We start from the raw sequence: 14,978 nt of genomic DNA, 5'->3' as shown, positions 1-14,978 counted from the left end.
CGCCTCAGGCGAGGCTGCGCTGCAGCTGCTCGATGGTGTCGCCGAGGCTGCCCAGGTACTGGCGGCGCACCTGCTCGACGCTGCCCTGGTCCTGCGGCCAGTGCAGCGCGACGCTGCCCAGCAGGCGTTCGCCGGCGCGCACCGGCAGGGCGATGGCGCGGATCAGGAAGGGCAGGCGCACCGAGTATTCCCAGTGGCCTTCGGTGCGTTCGCCGAAGCCGCGGTGGTGCGCGCGCTCGTGCAACTGCAGTAGTTCCTCGCCTTGCAGCGCGTGGCGTTCGGCCAGGCTGCGCACGTGCTGCTCGTCCAGCGCCGCCAGGCAGGCCTGGCCCATGGCCGAGTGGAACAGGCTGGCCTTGAGCCCGACGATCATGCGGTTGCTCGGGTAGCGCTTGCGCAGGCGCTCGGGCACCGAGCTTTCCATCACCCGCAGGTCGGCGCCGTCGAAGAACGACAGGTCGGCCACCAGCCCGGTGCGCTCGCTCAGCGCCTTGAGCAGCGGCGCGGCTTCCTCCACCAGGCGCCGGCTCTGGCGCTCGCTGGCGTCGCCGAACAGCCGCCGCGAGCTCAGGCGGTAGCGCCGGTCGCACAGGCCGCGGTACAGCCAGCCCTGCTCCTGCAGGGTGTGCAGCAGGCGCGAGACGGTGGCCTTGGGCAGGGCGGTGAGGTAGTGCAGTTCCTCCAGCCCCAGGGAGCCGTGCTCGCCGAGCAGTTCGACGATCGCCAGGGCGCGCTCCACCGAGCGCACCGTGCTGCCTTCCTCTTTCCCCTGCATCGCCGTTCCCCATGTGCCCAATGCCGTCGGCAATGGGGAGGCAGGATGCGTGCCATGCCCGAGCGGGCCCCGCGCCTCAGCGTTCATCGAGCAGCGCCGGCGGCCGCCGGGCGACCCAGCGCGTCCGTTGTTCATGGGCGTGGGCCAGTTGCAGCACGGCCAGGTCCGCCTGCGCCGGGCCGAGGATCTGCACGCCCATGGGCAGCCCGGCGGGGTTGAAGCCCACCGGCACGTTCATCGCCGGCAGCCCGGCGAGGGTGGCGCCGATCACCACTTCCATCCAGCGGTGGTAGGTGTCCATCGGGCGGCCGGCGATGGCATCCGGCCATGCCAGTTGTGCATCGAAAGGGAACACCTGGGCACTGGGCAGGAGCAGGTAGTCGTAACGCTCGAACAGCTTCTGCAGGGCGCGGTACCAGTCGCTGCGGTCCAGCGAGGCCTGGTAGACGTCGGCGGCTCCCAGGCCCAGGCCCGACTCCACTTCCCAGATCGCCTCCGGCTTGAGTTGCCGGCGCAACGTCGGCTCGGCATAGGCCTGGGCCAGGCTGCCGGCCACCAGCCACTGGCGGTGCACCAGCCAGCAGCGCCACAGGCGCGCCATGTCGTAGTCCGGGCGGCACGGCTCGACCTCGGCGCCCAGGGCGCGGAAGTCCGCCAGGCCCGCCTCGCACAGCGCGAGCAGGCCCGGCTCGGTGGGCAGGTAGCCGTCGAAGTCGCCCAGCCAGCCAATGCGCGCGCCGCGGAAGTCGCGCTCCAGCGGTCCGGCGAGGTCGTCGCTGCCACGCAGCGAAAGCGGCGCGCCGGGCGCATGGCCGGCCTGGGTGCGCAGCAGCGCGGCGACGTCGGCCACGCTGCGGCCCATGGGCCCCTCGCTGGCCAGTTGCTGGACGAACAGTTCATTGGACGGGCCGAAGGGCACGCGGCCCTGGGACGGGCGCAGGCCGTAGACGTTGTTGAACGCCGCCGGGTTGCGCAGCGAGCCCATCATGTCGCTGCCGTCGGCCACCGGCAGCATGCGCAGGGCCAGGGCCACCGCGGCGCCGCCGCTGCTGCCGCCGGCCGTCAGGCGCGGCTCGTAGGCGTTGCCGGTGATGCCGAACACGGCGTTGTAGGTGTGCGAGCCCAGGCCGAACTCGGGCACGTTGCTGCGCCCGACGAAGATCGCCCCGGCCTTGCGCGCGCGCTCCACCACGTAGGCGTCGTGCCCGGTCACCTGCCTGGCGAACAGCGGCGAGCCCATGCTGGTGACCAGCCCGGCGCAGGCCGCCAGGTCCTTCGGCGCCTGGGGCATGCCGTGCAGCCAGCCGAGCCAGCGGCCCTGGGCGAGCAGGCGGTCGTGCTCGTCGGCCTCGCGCAGCAGTTCGTCTTCAGGGCGCAGCGAGACCAGCGCATTGACCCGCGGGTTGTAGCGTTCGATCTGTTCCAGGTAGGCCTGCATCACCTCACGGCAACTGAGCTGGCGGTTGCGGATCGCCTCCGACAGCGGCAGCGCGTCGAGGGCGACGATGTCCTGCTGCAGCGGGGTGGCGTAGGGCGCGGTCATGGCGGTCATTCACAGGCTCCGGGCAGTGGCGGAAAGGGTAGCGCGGGCGCGGCGCCGGGCCAGGGCCTCGGGCGCGCCTTCGCGGAGGAAGGCCAGGGCGAACAGGCCGATCAGCGAGGCCGCCAGCACGTACCAGGCCGGCGCCACCGGGGTGCCGCCGACCTTTGTCAGCCAGGCGACGATGAACGGGGCGAAGCCGCCGAACAGCATCACCGCGACGTTGTAGGCCAGGGCCAGGCCGGTGGAGCGCACGCGGGTGGGGAACTGCTCGGCCACGGCGGTGGGCGCCGGGCCGTAGCTGATGCCGATCAGGCTGCACAGCACCAGCTGCATCACCAGCAGGTTGCCGATGCTCGGCGCGCCGGCCACCCAGGCGAACAGCGGGTAGACCAGCAGGGTGAAGCCGAGCATGCCGGCGAACAGCACCGGGCGCCGGCCGTAGCGGTCGGAGAGGGCGCCGGCGACGGGGATGATCACGGTCATCAGCGCCACCGCCAGCATCTGCACCATGAACACCTGGTCCAGCGGCAGGCCGAGCTGGGTGTGGGCGAAGGTCGGCATGTTCACCAGCACCACGTAGAAGGCCACGGTGCCGTTGATGGTCGAGCCCATGGTCACCAGCACCGCGCGGCGGTGCTCGCGCAGCACCTGGCGCAGGCCCACGGGTTTTTCCTGGCTGCTGGCGCGGACGAAGTCCTCGGTCTCTTCCATGTGCCGGCGCATCCACAGGCCCACCGGGCCGATCAGCAGGCCGAGCAGGAAGGGCACGCGCCAGCCCCAGGCGTCCAGCGCCTCGGGCGACAGGTTGTGGGTGACCAGCGCGCCCATGCCGGCGCCGGCGAACACCGCCAGGCACTGGCCGAACAGCTGCCAGGCGCCGTACAGGCCGCGGCGGTTGGCCGGCGCCGATTCCACCAGGAAAGCCGTGGCGCTGGCGTATTCGCCGCCGGTGGCGAAGCCCTGGAGCATGCGCGCGATGACGATCAGCGCCGGCGCCCCGACGCCGATGGCGGCGTAGTCCGGGGCGAAGGCGATCAGCGCGATGGCCAGGGTCATCAGCGCGATGATCAGCTGCATGGCCGCCTTGCGGCCCTTGCGGTCGGCGTACATGCCCAGCAGCACGCCGCCCACCGGACGCATGAAGAAGCCCACGCCGAAGGTGGCCAGGGCCATCAGCAGCGAGGCGTAGGCGCTTTCGGCGGGGAAGAACAGCCGGGCGATCAGGCTGGAGAGGAAGCCATAGACGATGAAGTCGTACCACTCGAGGGCGTTGCCGATCACGGCGGCCGCCACCTGGTGGTTGCGCGACACGGCGCGGGAGGAGGTCTGCATCACGGGGTGCTCCAGGAAAGGGGGAGGGCAGCTCGATAAGGCGCTCAGGAGCGCAGCCAGCGCTCGGCCAGCGCCGCCCAGTAGGCGGCGCCGCGCACCAGGATGGCGTCGTTGAAGTCATAGGCCGGGTTGTGCACCATCGCCCCGGCGCCGTTGCCGATGAACAGGTAGCTGCCGGGGCAGCGCTGGAGCATCCAGCCGAAGTCCTCGCTGCCCATCACCGTGGGCGCCTCGCGCACTTCGGCGGCGCCCACCAGTTCGATGCCGACCTCGCGGGCGAAGGCGGTTTCCGCCGCCGTGTTGACCAGCACCGGGTAGGCCGGGCGGTGCTCGACCTGCGCCGTGCAGCCGTAGCTCTGCGCCTGGCTGTGGATGATCGCCTGCACCCGCTCCAGCACCTGTTCGCGCACCTTGGCGTCGAGCGCGCGCAGGCTCAGGCGCAGCAATGCCTGCTGCGGGATGACGTTGGCCGCCTCGCCGGCCTGCAGCGCGCCCACGGTGACCACCGCGGCCTGCTGCGGATCGACGTTGCGCCCCACCACGGTCTGCAATGCCATCACCACGCTCGCCGCCGCCACCAGCGGGTCGACGCTCAGGTGCGGCATCGAGCCGTGGCCGCCGACGCCTTCGATGCGCACTTCCAGCAGGTCCTGGGAGGCCATCATCGGCCCGTTGCGGAAGCACAGGTGGCCGGCTTCCAGCCCCGGCATGTTGTGCATGCCGAACAGCGCGTCGCAGGGGAAGCGCTGCAGCAGGTCGTCCTCCAGCATGGCCAGGGCGCCGCCCTGGCCTTCCTCGGCGGGCTGGAAGATCAGCGTCAGGCTGCCCTGGAAGTTGCGGGTGGCGGCCAGGTAGCGCGCCGCGCCGAGCAGCATCGTGGTGTGGCCGTCGTGGCCGCAGGCGTGCATGCGCCCGTGATGGCAGCTGCTGTAGGGCAGGCCGGTGGCTTCCTCGATGGGCAGCGCGTCCATGTCGGCGCGCAGGCCCAGGCGCCGCGGCGAGTCGCCGTTGCGCAGCACGCCGACCACGCCGGTGTGGCCGACGCCGCGGTGCACCTCGTAGCCCCACTGGCCGAGCAGGTCGGCCACCAGGTCAGCGGTGCGGCGTTCTTCGAAGCCCAGTTCGGGGTGGGCGTGGATGTCCTGGCGCAGGGCCTTGAGTTCGTCGGCGCTGTCGTTCAGCCAGGCGAGGATGTGAGCGTGGCGGGGCATGTGGGGCTCTCCCGGGGTAGCCGGACTGGAGTCCGGTCCTGTTGGCGGTTACCGGCGGCGGGGCCGCCGGCTCGGATGGCTACCAGCAAAGCGCGGGCGCCGTGAGGGGGCAATGCGCGTTGGTTCCACCCTGTGGAACCGCGCGCGCTCAGAAGTGGTAGTAGATGCCGATGGCCACGCTGGACGGGTCGTCGCCGGCCTGCTCCACGGGGATGCCGGCATAGCTCACGGCGGCCTGGCGCTGGTTGTCGATCAGCGCCACGCGGCCATACAGCGCCAGGTTCGGGCGCAGGAAGTGGTCGTAGCCGAGCATCACCCCGGTGGCGTCCTGCTCGCCGCTGTCGACGTTGCGCCGGGTGGCCACCAGCCGCGCCAGGTCGCGCTCGCCCACCGGCAGCATGAAGCCGAGGGTCCAGGCGGTCATGCTCGGGGTGCCGTGGTAGTCCACGTCCTGGCGCTGCCAGGTGAGGTTGGAGGAGAAGGGCCCGAAGTCGTAGAAGGCCGAGGCGCTCTTGAACACGTTGTGCGTCTGCCGGCTGCGCCCGCCGTCGTCCCACGGGTCGCTCAGGTAGTCGTTGTAGGAGCCGAGCAGGATCAGCCGGCTGTCGCGGTACTGCAGGCTCACGCCCTTGCCGCGCACGGTGCGCCCGGAACTGGCGGCGTCGTCGAAGCCGAAGCTCATGGCGCTGCCGAGGCTGAAGCCGTGGTAGCTCGGCGTGGTGTAGGCGAGGGTGTGCTTGGGCCGCACGTCCAGGTAGTAGGCGCCCTTGCCGCGCGGCGGCAGGGTGAGGAAGGTGTAGGGCGAGCCGTACACGGCGAGGAAGGGGTCGGCGTAGGTCGGCGTGCTCATGTTGTAGGTCTTGCCGAACTCCAGCTTGCCGTAGTGGCGCGTGCGCAGCGCCACCAGCGCCAGGCGCAGCGCGCCGACCTGCTTCCAGTGCTGGTCCAGGGCCTGGCCGTTGAGGTTGAAACCTTCCTCGACGTCGGCCTCCAGCACCGTGTCCTCGTCCAGCGCCTTGCGCAGGTACAGGCCCAGCTTGTTGGTCCAGGCGCCGCCGCCTTCCAGGCGCCAGCCGGAGTGGTGGCCGGAGTCGTGGTAGTCGCTGAAGACGTCAAGGGTCCCGTAGACCTTGGCCTTGTCGTCGAAACCCTTGTCGATGTTGTAGTAGCCGAAGCCCGAAGCGATGCGGCCGATGCCGGGGAAGCCCTCGGCCTGGGCCGCGAAGGGGGCGGCCAGCAGGGCGGCGAGGAGGAACGGGGAAGGTTTGCGGTGGTGAGCTTGGGTGTGCACGGCGCGGATTCCTGGTTGTGGTTGTTGTAGGCAGGTACCGGGGCGGCAGCGGGGGCCGCCGTCGCCTTTCCAGCAGAATCCGGACGGGGCCGGCGCGGCAATGCACAGCGGTTCCATGGCGCGGAACCGCTGGCAGGCTGAGTCAAACGTTACGCTCAGGTTAACGATCGTGCGCCGCGCTTGATTGATGCAGCGGGCGGCAGGTCCCTAAGGTGCGTCCACGACAGCAGCGTTCGTGGAGGTTCCGATGATCCAGACATCCCCCCCGCCCCAGTGGTCGCGGCGGCGCGCCGAGAAAGCGCGACGCCTCGAACGGGTGCGCCACCTGGCCGACGGCGCGGTGCTGCCGCGCGAGCACCTGGTGCGCGCCCTGGAGGCGCTGATCGCCCCGGGCGACCGTGTGGTGCTGGAGGGCAACAACCAGAAGCAGGCCGACTTCCTCTCGCGCAGCCTGGCCCGGGTGGACCCGGGCAAGGTCCACGACCTGCACATGATCATGCCCAGCGTCGGCCGCCCCGAGCACCTGGACCTGTTCGAGCTGGGCATCGCGCGCAAGCTCGACTTCTCCTTCTCCGGCCCGCAGAGCCTGCGCATCGGCCAGTTGCTGGAGGACGGGCTGCTGGAGATCGGCGCCATCCACACCTACATCGAGCTGTACTCGCGCCTGGTGGTGGACCTGATCCCCAACGTCGCCCTGGTGGCCGGCTTCATCGCCGACCGCGACGGCAACCTCTACACCGGCCCCAGCACCGAGGACACCCCGGCGCTGGTGGAGCCCACCGCCTTCAGCGACGGCATCGTCATCGCCCAGGTCAACCGCATCGTCGACGATCCGCGCGACCTGCCGCGGGTGGACATCCCGGCCAGCTGGATCGACTTCGTGGTCGAGGCCGATCGGCCGTTCTACATCGAGCCGCTGTTCACCCGCGACCCGCGCCACATCAAGCCGGTGCACGTGCTGATGGCGATGATGGCGATCCGCGGCATCTACGAGCGGCACAATGTGCAGTCGCTGAACCACGGCATCGGCTTCAACACCGCGGCCATCGAGCTGATCCTGCCGACCTACGGCGAGTCCCTGGGGCTGAAGGGCAGGATCTGCCGGCACTGGACGCTCAACCCGCACCCGACGCTGATCCCTGCCATCGAGAGCGGCTGGGTGGAAAGCGTGCACTGCTTCGGCACCGAGCTGGGCATGGAGCGCTACATCGCCCAGCGCCCGGACGTGTTCTTCACCGGCCGCGACGGCTCGCTGCGCTCCAACCGCATGTTCTGCCAGCTGGCCGGGCAGTACGCGGTGGACCTGTTCATCGGCGCCACCCTGCAGGTGGACGGCGACGGCCATTCCTCCACCGTCACCCATGGCCGCCTGGCCGGCTTCGGCGGCGCCCCGAACATGGGCCACGACCCGCGCGGCCGGCGCCATTCCACCCCGGCCTGGCTGGACATGCGCCCCGAGCCCGAAGCCCTGCTGGAACGCGGCAAGAAGCTGGTGGTGCAGATGGTCGAGACCTTCCAGGACGGCGGCAAACCCACCTTCGTCGAGCAACTGGACGCGGTGGACGTGGCGCGCAAGGCGAACATGCCGCTGGCGCCGGTGATGATCTACGGCGACGACGTCACCCACGTGCTCACCGAGGAAGGCATCGCCTACCTGTACAAGGCGCGCTCGCTGGAGGAACGCCGGGCGATGATCGCCGCGGTGGCCGGCATCAGCCCCATCGGCCTGCGCCACGACCCGCAGGACACCGAGCGCATGCGCCGCGAAGGGCTGATCGCGCTGCCCGAGGACCTGGGCATCCGCCGCGCCGACGCCAGCCGCGAACTGCTCGCGGCCAAGAGCATCGCCGAACTGGTCGACTGGTCCGGGGGCCTGTACGAGCCGCCGGCACGCTTCAGGAGCTGGTGATGGCCCAAGCCTACGAACTCGAACCCCGCGTCGGCCTGGGCGAGCGCCTGGCCGACCTGGCGGTGGACGCGCTGATCGACGAAGCCGAGCTGTCGCCCAAGCCGGCGTTGGTGGACCGTCGCGGCAGCGGCGCCCACAGCGACCTGCACCTGGGCCTGATGCAGGCCTCGGCGCTGAGCCTGTGGCCGTGCTTCCAGGCCATGGCCGAGGCCGCCCGGGCCCATGGCGAAATCGGCCTGCCGCTGCGCGAAACCCTCGGCCGCCTCGGCCGCGAAGGCGAGGCGGACATGCTGCGCACCACGGCGGGGGTGAACACCCATCGCGGCGCCATCTGGGCCCTGGGCCTGCTGAGCGCCGCAGCCGCGCTCGACACTTCGCGGCTGGCGGCCGAAGCGGTGGCCGCCCGCGCCGGGCGCATCGCCGTGCTCGCCGACCGCGCGCAACCGCAACTGCCCAGCCATGGCGCCAAGGTGCGCCAGCGCTACGGCGTCGGCGGCGCCCGCGAGGAAGCGCAACTGGGCTTCCCCCGCGTGGTGCTGCACGGCTTGCCGCAACTAAGGCAGAGCCGCGCGGCTGGCAGCGGCGAGCAGAACGCCCGGCTCGACGCGCTGCTGGCGATCATGGCCGTGCTCGACGACACCTGCGTGCTGCACCGCGCCGGCACTGCCGGCCTGCAAGCCATGCAGGGCGGCGCGCGGGCGGTGCTCGATGCCGGCGGTAGCGCCAGCCTGGCTGGGCGCCGTGCGCTGCGCGAGCTGGACCGCGCGCTGTTGGCGCTCAACGCATCCCCCGGTGGCGCCGCCGACCTGCTGGCCGCCTGTCTCTTTCTGGATCGCCTGCCCGCCGCGCTCGGCGGGTGGGCCGGGAGCCTCTGACCATGGAAACCCTGTCCTTCGAATACCCCGCCACTTCGTCGGTGCGCGGCCGCGCCCTGGTGGGCTGCGTCGGTTCCGGCGACCTGGAGGTGCTGCTGCAACCGGCCGCGGCCGGCGCCCTGAAGATCGAGGTGGTGACCTCGGTGAACGGCAGCGCGCCGCGCTGGCAGCAACTCTTCGAGCGGCTGTTCGCCGCCGTGCCGGCGCCGGCCGCGCAAATCTGCATCCACGACTTCGGCGCCACCCCCGGGGTGGTGCGCCTGCGCCTGGAACAGGCACTGGAGGAGGCCGGCCATGAGTGACGTCGCCCAACTGCTGGCCCTGCGCAGCTTCACCGAACTCTCCGCCCGCCAGCGCGCCCGCGAACTGCTGGACGCCGGCAGTTTCCGCGAACTCATCGACCCCTTCGCCCGCGTGCAGTCGCCCTGGCTGGAAGGGCAGGGCATCGTGCCCCAGGCCGACGACGGCGTGGTCATCGCCCGCGGCACCCTGGACGGCCAGCCGGCGGTGGTGGCCGCCATCGAAGGCGCCTTCCAGGGCGGCAGCATGGGCGAGGTCAGCGGTGCGAAGATCGCCGGCGCCCTGGAACTGGCCGCCGAGGACAACCGCCAGGGCATCCCCACCCGCGCGCTGCTGTTGCTGGAAACCGGCGGCGTGCGTTTGCAGGAGGCCAACCTGGGGCTGGCGGCCATCGCCGAAATCCAGGCGGCCATCGTCGACCTGCAGCAGTACCAGCCGGTGGTGGCGCTGGTCGCAGGCCCGGTCGGCTGCTTCGGCGGCATGTCCATCGCCGCCGGGCTGTGCAGCTACGTGCTGGTCACCCGCGAGGCGCGCCTGGGGCTCAACGGCCCGCAGGTGATCGAGCAGGAAGCCGGCATCGAGGAATACGACTCCCGCGACCGTCCGTTCATCTGGAGCCTCACCGGCGGCGAGCAACGTGCCGCCAGCGGCCTGGCCGACGCCTGCCTGGCGGACGACGTGGCGACCCTGCACGGCGCGGTGCGCGACTACTTCGCCAAGGGCCTGCCGGCGCACCCGCGCAGCCGCCGCGCGCGGGACTTCCTGGCGCGCCTGGAAAGCCTCGATACGAGCGAGCAGATCGACGCCGCCGGCGTGCGCCGCCTCTACGCCGGCCTGAACCAAGGAGACGCGCAATGAGCCAAGCACCTTCTTCCCGTGGCCTGGCCTGGTTCCAGGCGCTGGCCGGCGAACAGCCCGCGCGGGCACAGGACGGCTTCTCGCTGCGGGTGGCCGACGTTGAGCTGGACGGCCAGCCGCTGCGCTACCTGGCGGTGATTGCCGATGCACAGAATCCCTTCCCCCGCGCCTGCAACGGCGAGGTCGGCCTGCTCGAAGGCTGGCGCCTGGCTGCGGCGGTGGACGAGGCCATCGAGGCCGACCGTGATGCGCCGCTCAAGCGAGCCCTGGTGGCGATAGTCGACGTGCCCAGCCAGGCCTACGGACGCCGCGAGGAAGCCCTGGGCATCCACCAGGCCTTGGCCGCTGCGGTGGACGCCTACGCCCGCGCGCGCCTCGCCGGCCACCCGGTGATCGGCCTGCTGGTGGGCAAGGCCATGTCCGGCGCCTTCCTCGCCCATGGTTACCAGGCCAACCGGCTGATCGCCCTGCGCGATGCGGGGGTGATGGTCCACGCCATGGGCAAGGCCGCTGCCGCGCGCATCACCCTGCGCAGCGTCGAGGAACTGGAACGGCTGGCCGCCACGGTGCCGCCGATGGCCTACGACATCGACAGCTACGCCTCGCTCGGCCTGCTGTGGGACAGCCTGGAAGTGCCGTCCATAGACACGCCCGGCGAAGCGGACGTGGCCCAGGTGCAAGCCAGCCTGCGCCGCGCCCTGGACGATATCGCCGGTGCCCCGCGCGACCTGCGCGGCCGCCTCGGCGCAGCCAACCGCGCGGCGTCCGGCCGCGTGCGCGAACTGCTGCGCGAGCAGTGGTAAGAACTCAGGAGCGGGCCATGGCCATCGTCGATAGCTCACAGCGGGGCTCGCGCCGGGACTGGCCCGCTCCTGACCTTTTCCGCGCCCATGACCTGCTCTGGGGCATGGGCGCCGAGCATCTGCCGGAAGATGCGCCGGCCTGGGCGAGCGAAGTGCTGACGGCCGGTTGGCCTGCTGTCGTGCGCCGTGCGCCGACGCGCCCGGGCTGGCTGGCGGTGGGCCTGCGTGGCCACAGCCGCGACCAGCGCTGGGCCGGCTGGCTGCCGGTAGCCGCGGTGCAGCGTTGCGCCACGCCCGAAGCGCTGCGCCAGGTCGCGCCGCAACGCGAGCTGCCGACCTGGCAGGCTCTGCGTCAGGTAAGCGAGGTACTGGATGCCAGCGGCCTGGCCTGGGGCATCACCGGCGGCGCCGGCTTCGAACTGGCCACCGGTGTGCCGGTGCTGCACGACGCCAGCGACCTCGATCTGCTGCTGCGCACCCCGCAGCCGTTTTCCCGCGACGCGGCCCGCGCGCTGCTCGCCGAACTGAACCAGGCCGCCTGCCGCATCGACCTGCAACTGCAGACCCCCGCCGGTGGCCTGGCCCTGGCCGAATGGGCCGGGGAGGGCGCCCGCGTCATGGTCAAGGGCGACCACGCGCCGGCGCTGCTGGCCGATCCCTGGGCGCGTGCCGAGGTGGCCGCATGAGCAACTTCTTCGCCTTCCCCGGCCAGGGCGCGCAGTACCCCGGCATGCTCTCGGCGTTGCCCGGCGAGCCGGAAGTGCGCACCTGCCTGGAAGAGGCGGCGGACGTGCTCGGCCAGCCCATGGCCAGCCTGGAAAACGCCGAGGCCCTGGCCTCTACCCGCGCCGTGCAGCTGTGCCTGCTGATCGCCGGTGTCGCCGCGGCACGCCTGCTCGGCGCACGCGGGCATCGGCCGGCGATGGTGGCCGGGCTGTCCATCGGCGCCTATCCGGCCGCCGTGGTCGCGGGTGCCCTGGCCTATGCCGATGCGCTGCGCCTGGTCGCCCTGCGCGGCGAGCTGATGCAGCGGGCCTGGCCCAGCGGCTACGGCATGAGCGCCATCCTCGGCCTGGAGCAGGCGCAGCTGGAGCCGCTGCTGGCCCAGGTGCACAGCGCCGAACGCCCGGTCTACCTGGCCAATATCAACGCCGAACGGCAACTGGTGGTGGCCGGCAGCGACGAGGCCCTGCAAGCCATCGCCGAACTGGCCCGCGCCCAGGGCGCCAGCGCGGCGAAGCGCCTGGCGGTCAGCGTGCCCTCGCACTGCGAACTGCTGGCCGAACCCGCCGCGCGCCTGGCCGAAGCCTTCGCCGGCGTGCAACTGAAGCGCCCGCGGCTGCGCTACCTGAGCGGCAGCACGGCGCGCCTGGTCATGGACCCGGCGGCGCTGGCCGCCGACCTCGCCTGGAACATGGCGCGCCGCGTGGAGTGGCGCGCCACCCTGCGCAGCGCCTACGAGCGCGGCGCCCGCCTGCACCTGGAGCTGCCGCCCGGGCGCATACTCAGCGGCCTGGCCAAGCCCTGCTTCGGCGCCGCCGCCATCGCCTTCGACGGTGCCCGCGCGGACACCCTGGACGCGCTGCTGCGCGAGGAGGAACGCCGCGACCCCTGAGCCGGTCCCACTACCCCCAACCCCAACGACCAACCGAGGACAACAACAATGATCATCTACGGTGTCGCTTTACTGTCTGCCTGCACGCTCGCGGGCGTGATCCTGGGCGATTTGCTGGGCGTGCTGCTCGGCGTGCAATCCAACGTCGGCGGCGTCGGCATCGCCATGCTGCTGCTGATCTTCGCCCGCCTGGCGATGCACAAGCGCGGCGGGCTGAGCAAGGAATGCGAGTTCGGCGTGGGCTTCTGGGGCGCCATGTACATTCCCGTGGTAGTCGCCATGGCCGCCCAGCAGAACGTGGTCACCGCCCTGCACGGCGGCCCGGTGGCGCTGCTCGCGGCGATCGGCTCGGTGCTGGTGTGCGGCGCGACCATCGCGCTGATCAGCCGTACCCACCGCGGCGAGCCGCTGCCGCGCGAGGACCGCGTCGAAGACCTGGGCGCCGCCCCGGTGGGAGGGCGCTGAGATGTGGCAGATCGTAGAGAACGCGCTCATCCATAACGGCCTGGTCACCGCCTTCGCGGTGGTGGGCGTGATCATGTGGGTGTCGGTGCTGATTTCCCGCCACCTGACCTTCGGCCGCGTCCACGGCTCGGCCATCGCCATCCTCATCGGCCTGGTGCTGGCCTGGGTCGGCGGCACCCTCAGCGGCGGGCAGAAGGGCCTGGCCGACCTCTCGCTGTTCTCCGGCATCGGCCTGATGGGCGGGGCCATGCTGCGTGACTTCGCCATTGTCGCCACGGCCTTCGAGGTGCAGGCCACCGAGGCGCGCAAGGCCGGGCTGATCGGCGCGGTGTCGCTGCTGCTGGGGACCATCCTGCCGTTCATCGTCGGGGTGATAGTGGCCTGGTCGTTCGGCTACCGCGACGCGGTGAGCATGACCACCATAGGCGCGGGCGCGGTCACCTACATCGTCGGCCCGGTCACCGGCGCGGCGCTGGGCGCCAGCTCCGACGTGATGGCGCTGTCCATCGCCACCGGGCTGATCAAGGCCATCCTGGTGATGGTCTTCACCCCGGTCTCGGCGCGCCTGCTGGGCCTGGACAACCCGCGCTCGGCGATGGTCTTCGGCGGCCTGGCCGGCACCGTCAGTGGCGTCACCGCCGGGCTCGCCGCCACCGACCGGCGCCTGGTGCCCTACGGCGCGTTGACCGCCACCTTCCACACCGGCCTGGGCTGCCTGCTCGGCCCGTCGCTGCTGTACTTCTGCGTGCGCGGCCTGGTCGGTTGAGCTAGTGGCCGGCTGAGAAAAGCGGGCGGGGCGCCTCAGGCTCCCGCCCGCGCCGCTTCCTGCTCGTGGCGCATGCTGTACATGCGGCATTCGGCGAGCAGCGCCAGCAGGTTCGGGTCGCGCTCCTTGGCGCGCAGGAACACCACGCCGATGCGTTGCTGCAGGCGGTAGCGCGCCTGCAGCGGAATCAGCTTCACGCGGTTCTCGTACACCGCCTCGATGCGCTTGGGCAGCAGCGCGTAGCCCACCCCGGAACTGACCATGCTGAGCAGGGTGAAGATGTCGTTCACCTGCATGGCGATGTGCGGCTCGAAGCCGGCCTGGCGGAACACCCGCACGCCGTCCTGGTGGGTGGCGAAGCCCTGGGCCAGGGTGACGAAGGGCGCGTCCTTCAGGCTGGCCAGGTCGATCTCGGCCTGCTCGGCGTAGGGCGAATCCACCGGCACGGCGAGGAAGATGTCGTCGGAGAACAGCGGCAGCTGCTCGCAGTCGGGGTCGGCCACGCTCTCGTTGAGCGACACCAGGATGGCGTCCAGCTCCATGTTCTTCAGCTGGTAGAACAGGTCGACGTTGGAGCCGAGGATGAGGTCGATGTTCAGCTCGCTGCGCCGCAGCTTCAGGCCCATGATCAGTTGCGGCACGGTCTTCACCGTCAGCGAATAGAGCGCGCCGAGCTTGAAGCGCTCGGCGGAGAAGCCGGCGGCCTCGCGGGTGAGGCGCACCGTCTCGTTCACGTCCTGCACCAGCTTCTGCGCGCGTTCCTCCAGCACGAAGGCGCTTTCCAGCGGCGTCAGCGTGCGCCCCTCGTGCTTGAACAGCGGGCAGCGCAGGGCGCTTTCCAGGGAGTGGATGGCGCGGTGCACGCTGACGTTGCTGGTGCCCAGCTCGGCGGCGGCGCGGGCCAGGTTGCCGGTGCGCATGAAGGCCAGGAAGACTTCCAGCTTCTTCAGTGTCAGCTCTTCGTCGATGCGCGGCGTGGGCGCGCTGGCCGTGTCAGCGCGGGCCATGGGGGCCTCGGGCGGCGTGCGGAAGGGGCATGGGGATTCTCGCTTCGTCGATGGCCCGGCCAAGGTAGCGGAGCCGGGCGCGGGCTGCCAGCGCCGTGCCGGTGGTGGTTTGGGGAAGTGCTTGGACAGCGCTGTCTTTTGCGCGCGGGAGGCTGCATGTCGCCGCAGGGCCCCGCAGGCGCGAACCTGTGGGCCGTCATTACCCTGGGTATTGTGCGGTTATTGAGG

At 71.4% G+C, this 14,978-nt stretch carries 15 protein-coding genes; 9 read left to right on the top strand and 6 right to left on the bottom strand.

Annotated features, from left to right (window positions below):
• Window positions 1-4: 4 nt before the first annotated feature.
• The 5 genes from ACTWJ5_RS22230 to ACTWJ5_RS22210 all read right to left on the bottom strand — a co-directional run bounded on the left by ACTWJ5_RS22230 (window position 5) and on the right by ACTWJ5_RS22210 (window position 6,152).
• Window positions 5-775 (bottom strand): IclR family transcriptional regulator, encoded by a 771-nt coding sequence (locus ACTWJ5_RS22230; protein ID WP_074976979.1) that lies wholly within the window; start codon window positions 773-775, stop codon window positions 5-7.
• A 76-nt stretch (window positions 776-851) separates the two neighbouring features.
• Window positions 852-2,318: an amidase gene (locus ACTWJ5_RS22225; protein WP_253409732.1), complete on the bottom strand. Its 1,467-nt coding sequence runs from the start codon at window positions 2,316-2,318 to the stop codon at window positions 852-854.
• 9 nt (window positions 2,319-2,327) lie between these two features.
• Window positions 2,328-3,650 (bottom strand): citrate-proton symporter, encoded by a 1,323-nt coding sequence (locus tag ACTWJ5_RS22220; RefSeq protein ID WP_444436568.1) that lies wholly within the window; start codon window positions 3,648-3,650, stop codon window positions 2,328-2,330.
• Between the two features lie 44 nt (window positions 3,651-3,694).
• Window positions 3,695-4,861 (bottom strand): M20 aminoacylase family protein, encoded by a 1,167-nt coding sequence (locus ACTWJ5_RS22215; RefSeq protein WP_444436567.1) that lies wholly within the window; start codon window positions 4,859-4,861, stop codon window positions 3,695-3,697.
• Between the two features lie 148 nt (window positions 4,862-5,009).
• Window positions 5,010-6,152 (bottom strand): porin, encoded by a 1,143-nt coding sequence (locus ACTWJ5_RS22210; protein ID WP_370686622.1) that lies wholly within the window; start codon window positions 6,150-6,152, stop codon window positions 5,010-5,012.
• A gap of 247 nt (window positions 6,153-6,399) precedes the next feature.
• Between ACTWJ5_RS22210 and mdcA the strand changes: the two genes are divergently transcribed.
• Genes mdcA through madM form a run of 9 tightly spaced genes read left to right on the top strand, consistent with a single transcriptional unit; the run spans window position 6,400 to window position 13,743 of the window.
• Complete coding sequence (gene mdcA, locus ACTWJ5_RS22205; protein ID WP_444436566.1) at window positions 6,400-8,061, top strand: malonate decarboxylase subunit alpha; 1,662 nt, start codon at window positions 6,400-6,402, stop codon at window positions 8,059-8,061.
• The gene (locus ACTWJ5_RS22200) at window positions 8,061-8,936 is read left to right on the top strand and encodes a triphosphoribosyl-dephospho-CoA synthase (RefSeq protein ID WP_444436565.1); all 876 of its coding nucleotides are present in this window, start codon (window positions 8,061-8,063) and stop codon (window positions 8,934-8,936) included. The genes mdcA and ACTWJ5_RS22200 overlap by 1 nt, the downstream gene beginning before the upstream one ends.
• Before the next feature lie 2 nt (window positions 8,937-8,938).
• The gene (locus tag ACTWJ5_RS22195) at window positions 8,939-9,238 is read left to right on the top strand and encodes a malonate decarboxylase subunit delta (RefSeq protein ID WP_043314741.1); all 300 of its coding nucleotides are present in this window, start codon (window positions 8,939-8,941) and stop codon (window positions 9,236-9,238) included.
• Window positions 9,231-10,094: a biotin-independent malonate decarboxylase subunit beta gene (locus tag ACTWJ5_RS22190; protein ID WP_444436564.1), complete on the top strand. Its 864-nt coding sequence runs from the start codon at window positions 9,231-9,233 to the stop codon at window positions 10,092-10,094. Before ACTWJ5_RS22195 ends, ACTWJ5_RS22190 begins: the two co-directional genes overlap by 8 nt.
• Complete coding sequence (gene mdcE / locus ACTWJ5_RS22185; protein ID WP_444436563.1) at window positions 10,091-10,897, top strand: biotin-independent malonate decarboxylase subunit gamma; 807 nt, start codon at window positions 10,091-10,093, stop codon at window positions 10,895-10,897. Before ACTWJ5_RS22190 ends, mdcE begins: the two co-directional genes overlap by 4 nt.
• Window positions 10,898-10,914: 17 nt before the next feature.
• Window positions 10,915-11,583, top strand: a complete 669-nt coding sequence (locus ACTWJ5_RS22180) for a malonate decarboxylase holo-ACP synthase (RefSeq protein WP_253390919.1) — start codon at window positions 10,915-10,917, stop codon at window positions 11,581-11,583.
• Complete coding sequence (gene mdcH, locus ACTWJ5_RS22175) at window positions 11,580-12,512, top strand: malonate decarboxylase subunit epsilon (protein WP_444436562.1); 933 nt, start codon at window positions 11,580-11,582, stop codon at window positions 12,510-12,512. The genes ACTWJ5_RS22180 and mdcH overlap by 4 nt, the downstream gene beginning before the upstream one ends.
• A 48-nt stretch (window positions 12,513-12,560) precedes the next feature.
• A complete protein-coding gene (madL, locus tag ACTWJ5_RS22170) occupies window positions 12,561-12,977 on the top strand; it encodes a malonate transporter subunit MadL (RefSeq protein ID WP_444436561.1) in 417 nt (138 codons plus the stop codon).
• 1 nt (window position 12,978) lies between these two features.
• On the top strand, window positions 12,979-13,743 hold the full coding sequence (gene madM / locus ACTWJ5_RS22165) for a malonate transporter subunit MadM (protein ID WP_043314735.1): 765 nt from the start codon (window positions 12,979-12,981) through the stop codon (window positions 13,741-13,743).
• A gap of 35 nt (window positions 13,744-13,778) precedes the next feature.
• On the opposite strand, the gene ACTWJ5_RS22160 is transcribed toward madM, so the two are convergent.
• Complete coding sequence (locus tag ACTWJ5_RS22160) at window positions 13,779-14,750, bottom strand: LysR family transcriptional regulator (RefSeq protein ID WP_052267717.1); 972 nt, start codon at window positions 14,748-14,750, stop codon at window positions 13,779-13,781.
• Window positions 14,751-14,978 lie beyond the last annotated feature (228 nt).

Origin of the sequence: Pseudomonas sp. A6, assembly GCF_052367875.1 — a bacterium.
GTDB classification, from domain to species: domain Bacteria; phylum Pseudomonadota; class Gammaproteobacteria; order Pseudomonadales; family Pseudomonadaceae; genus Pseudomonas; species Pseudomonas citronellolis.
The sequence above is the reverse complement of the archived record's forward strand: the minus strand, read 5'-3'. Positions and strand labels throughout refer to the sequence as shown.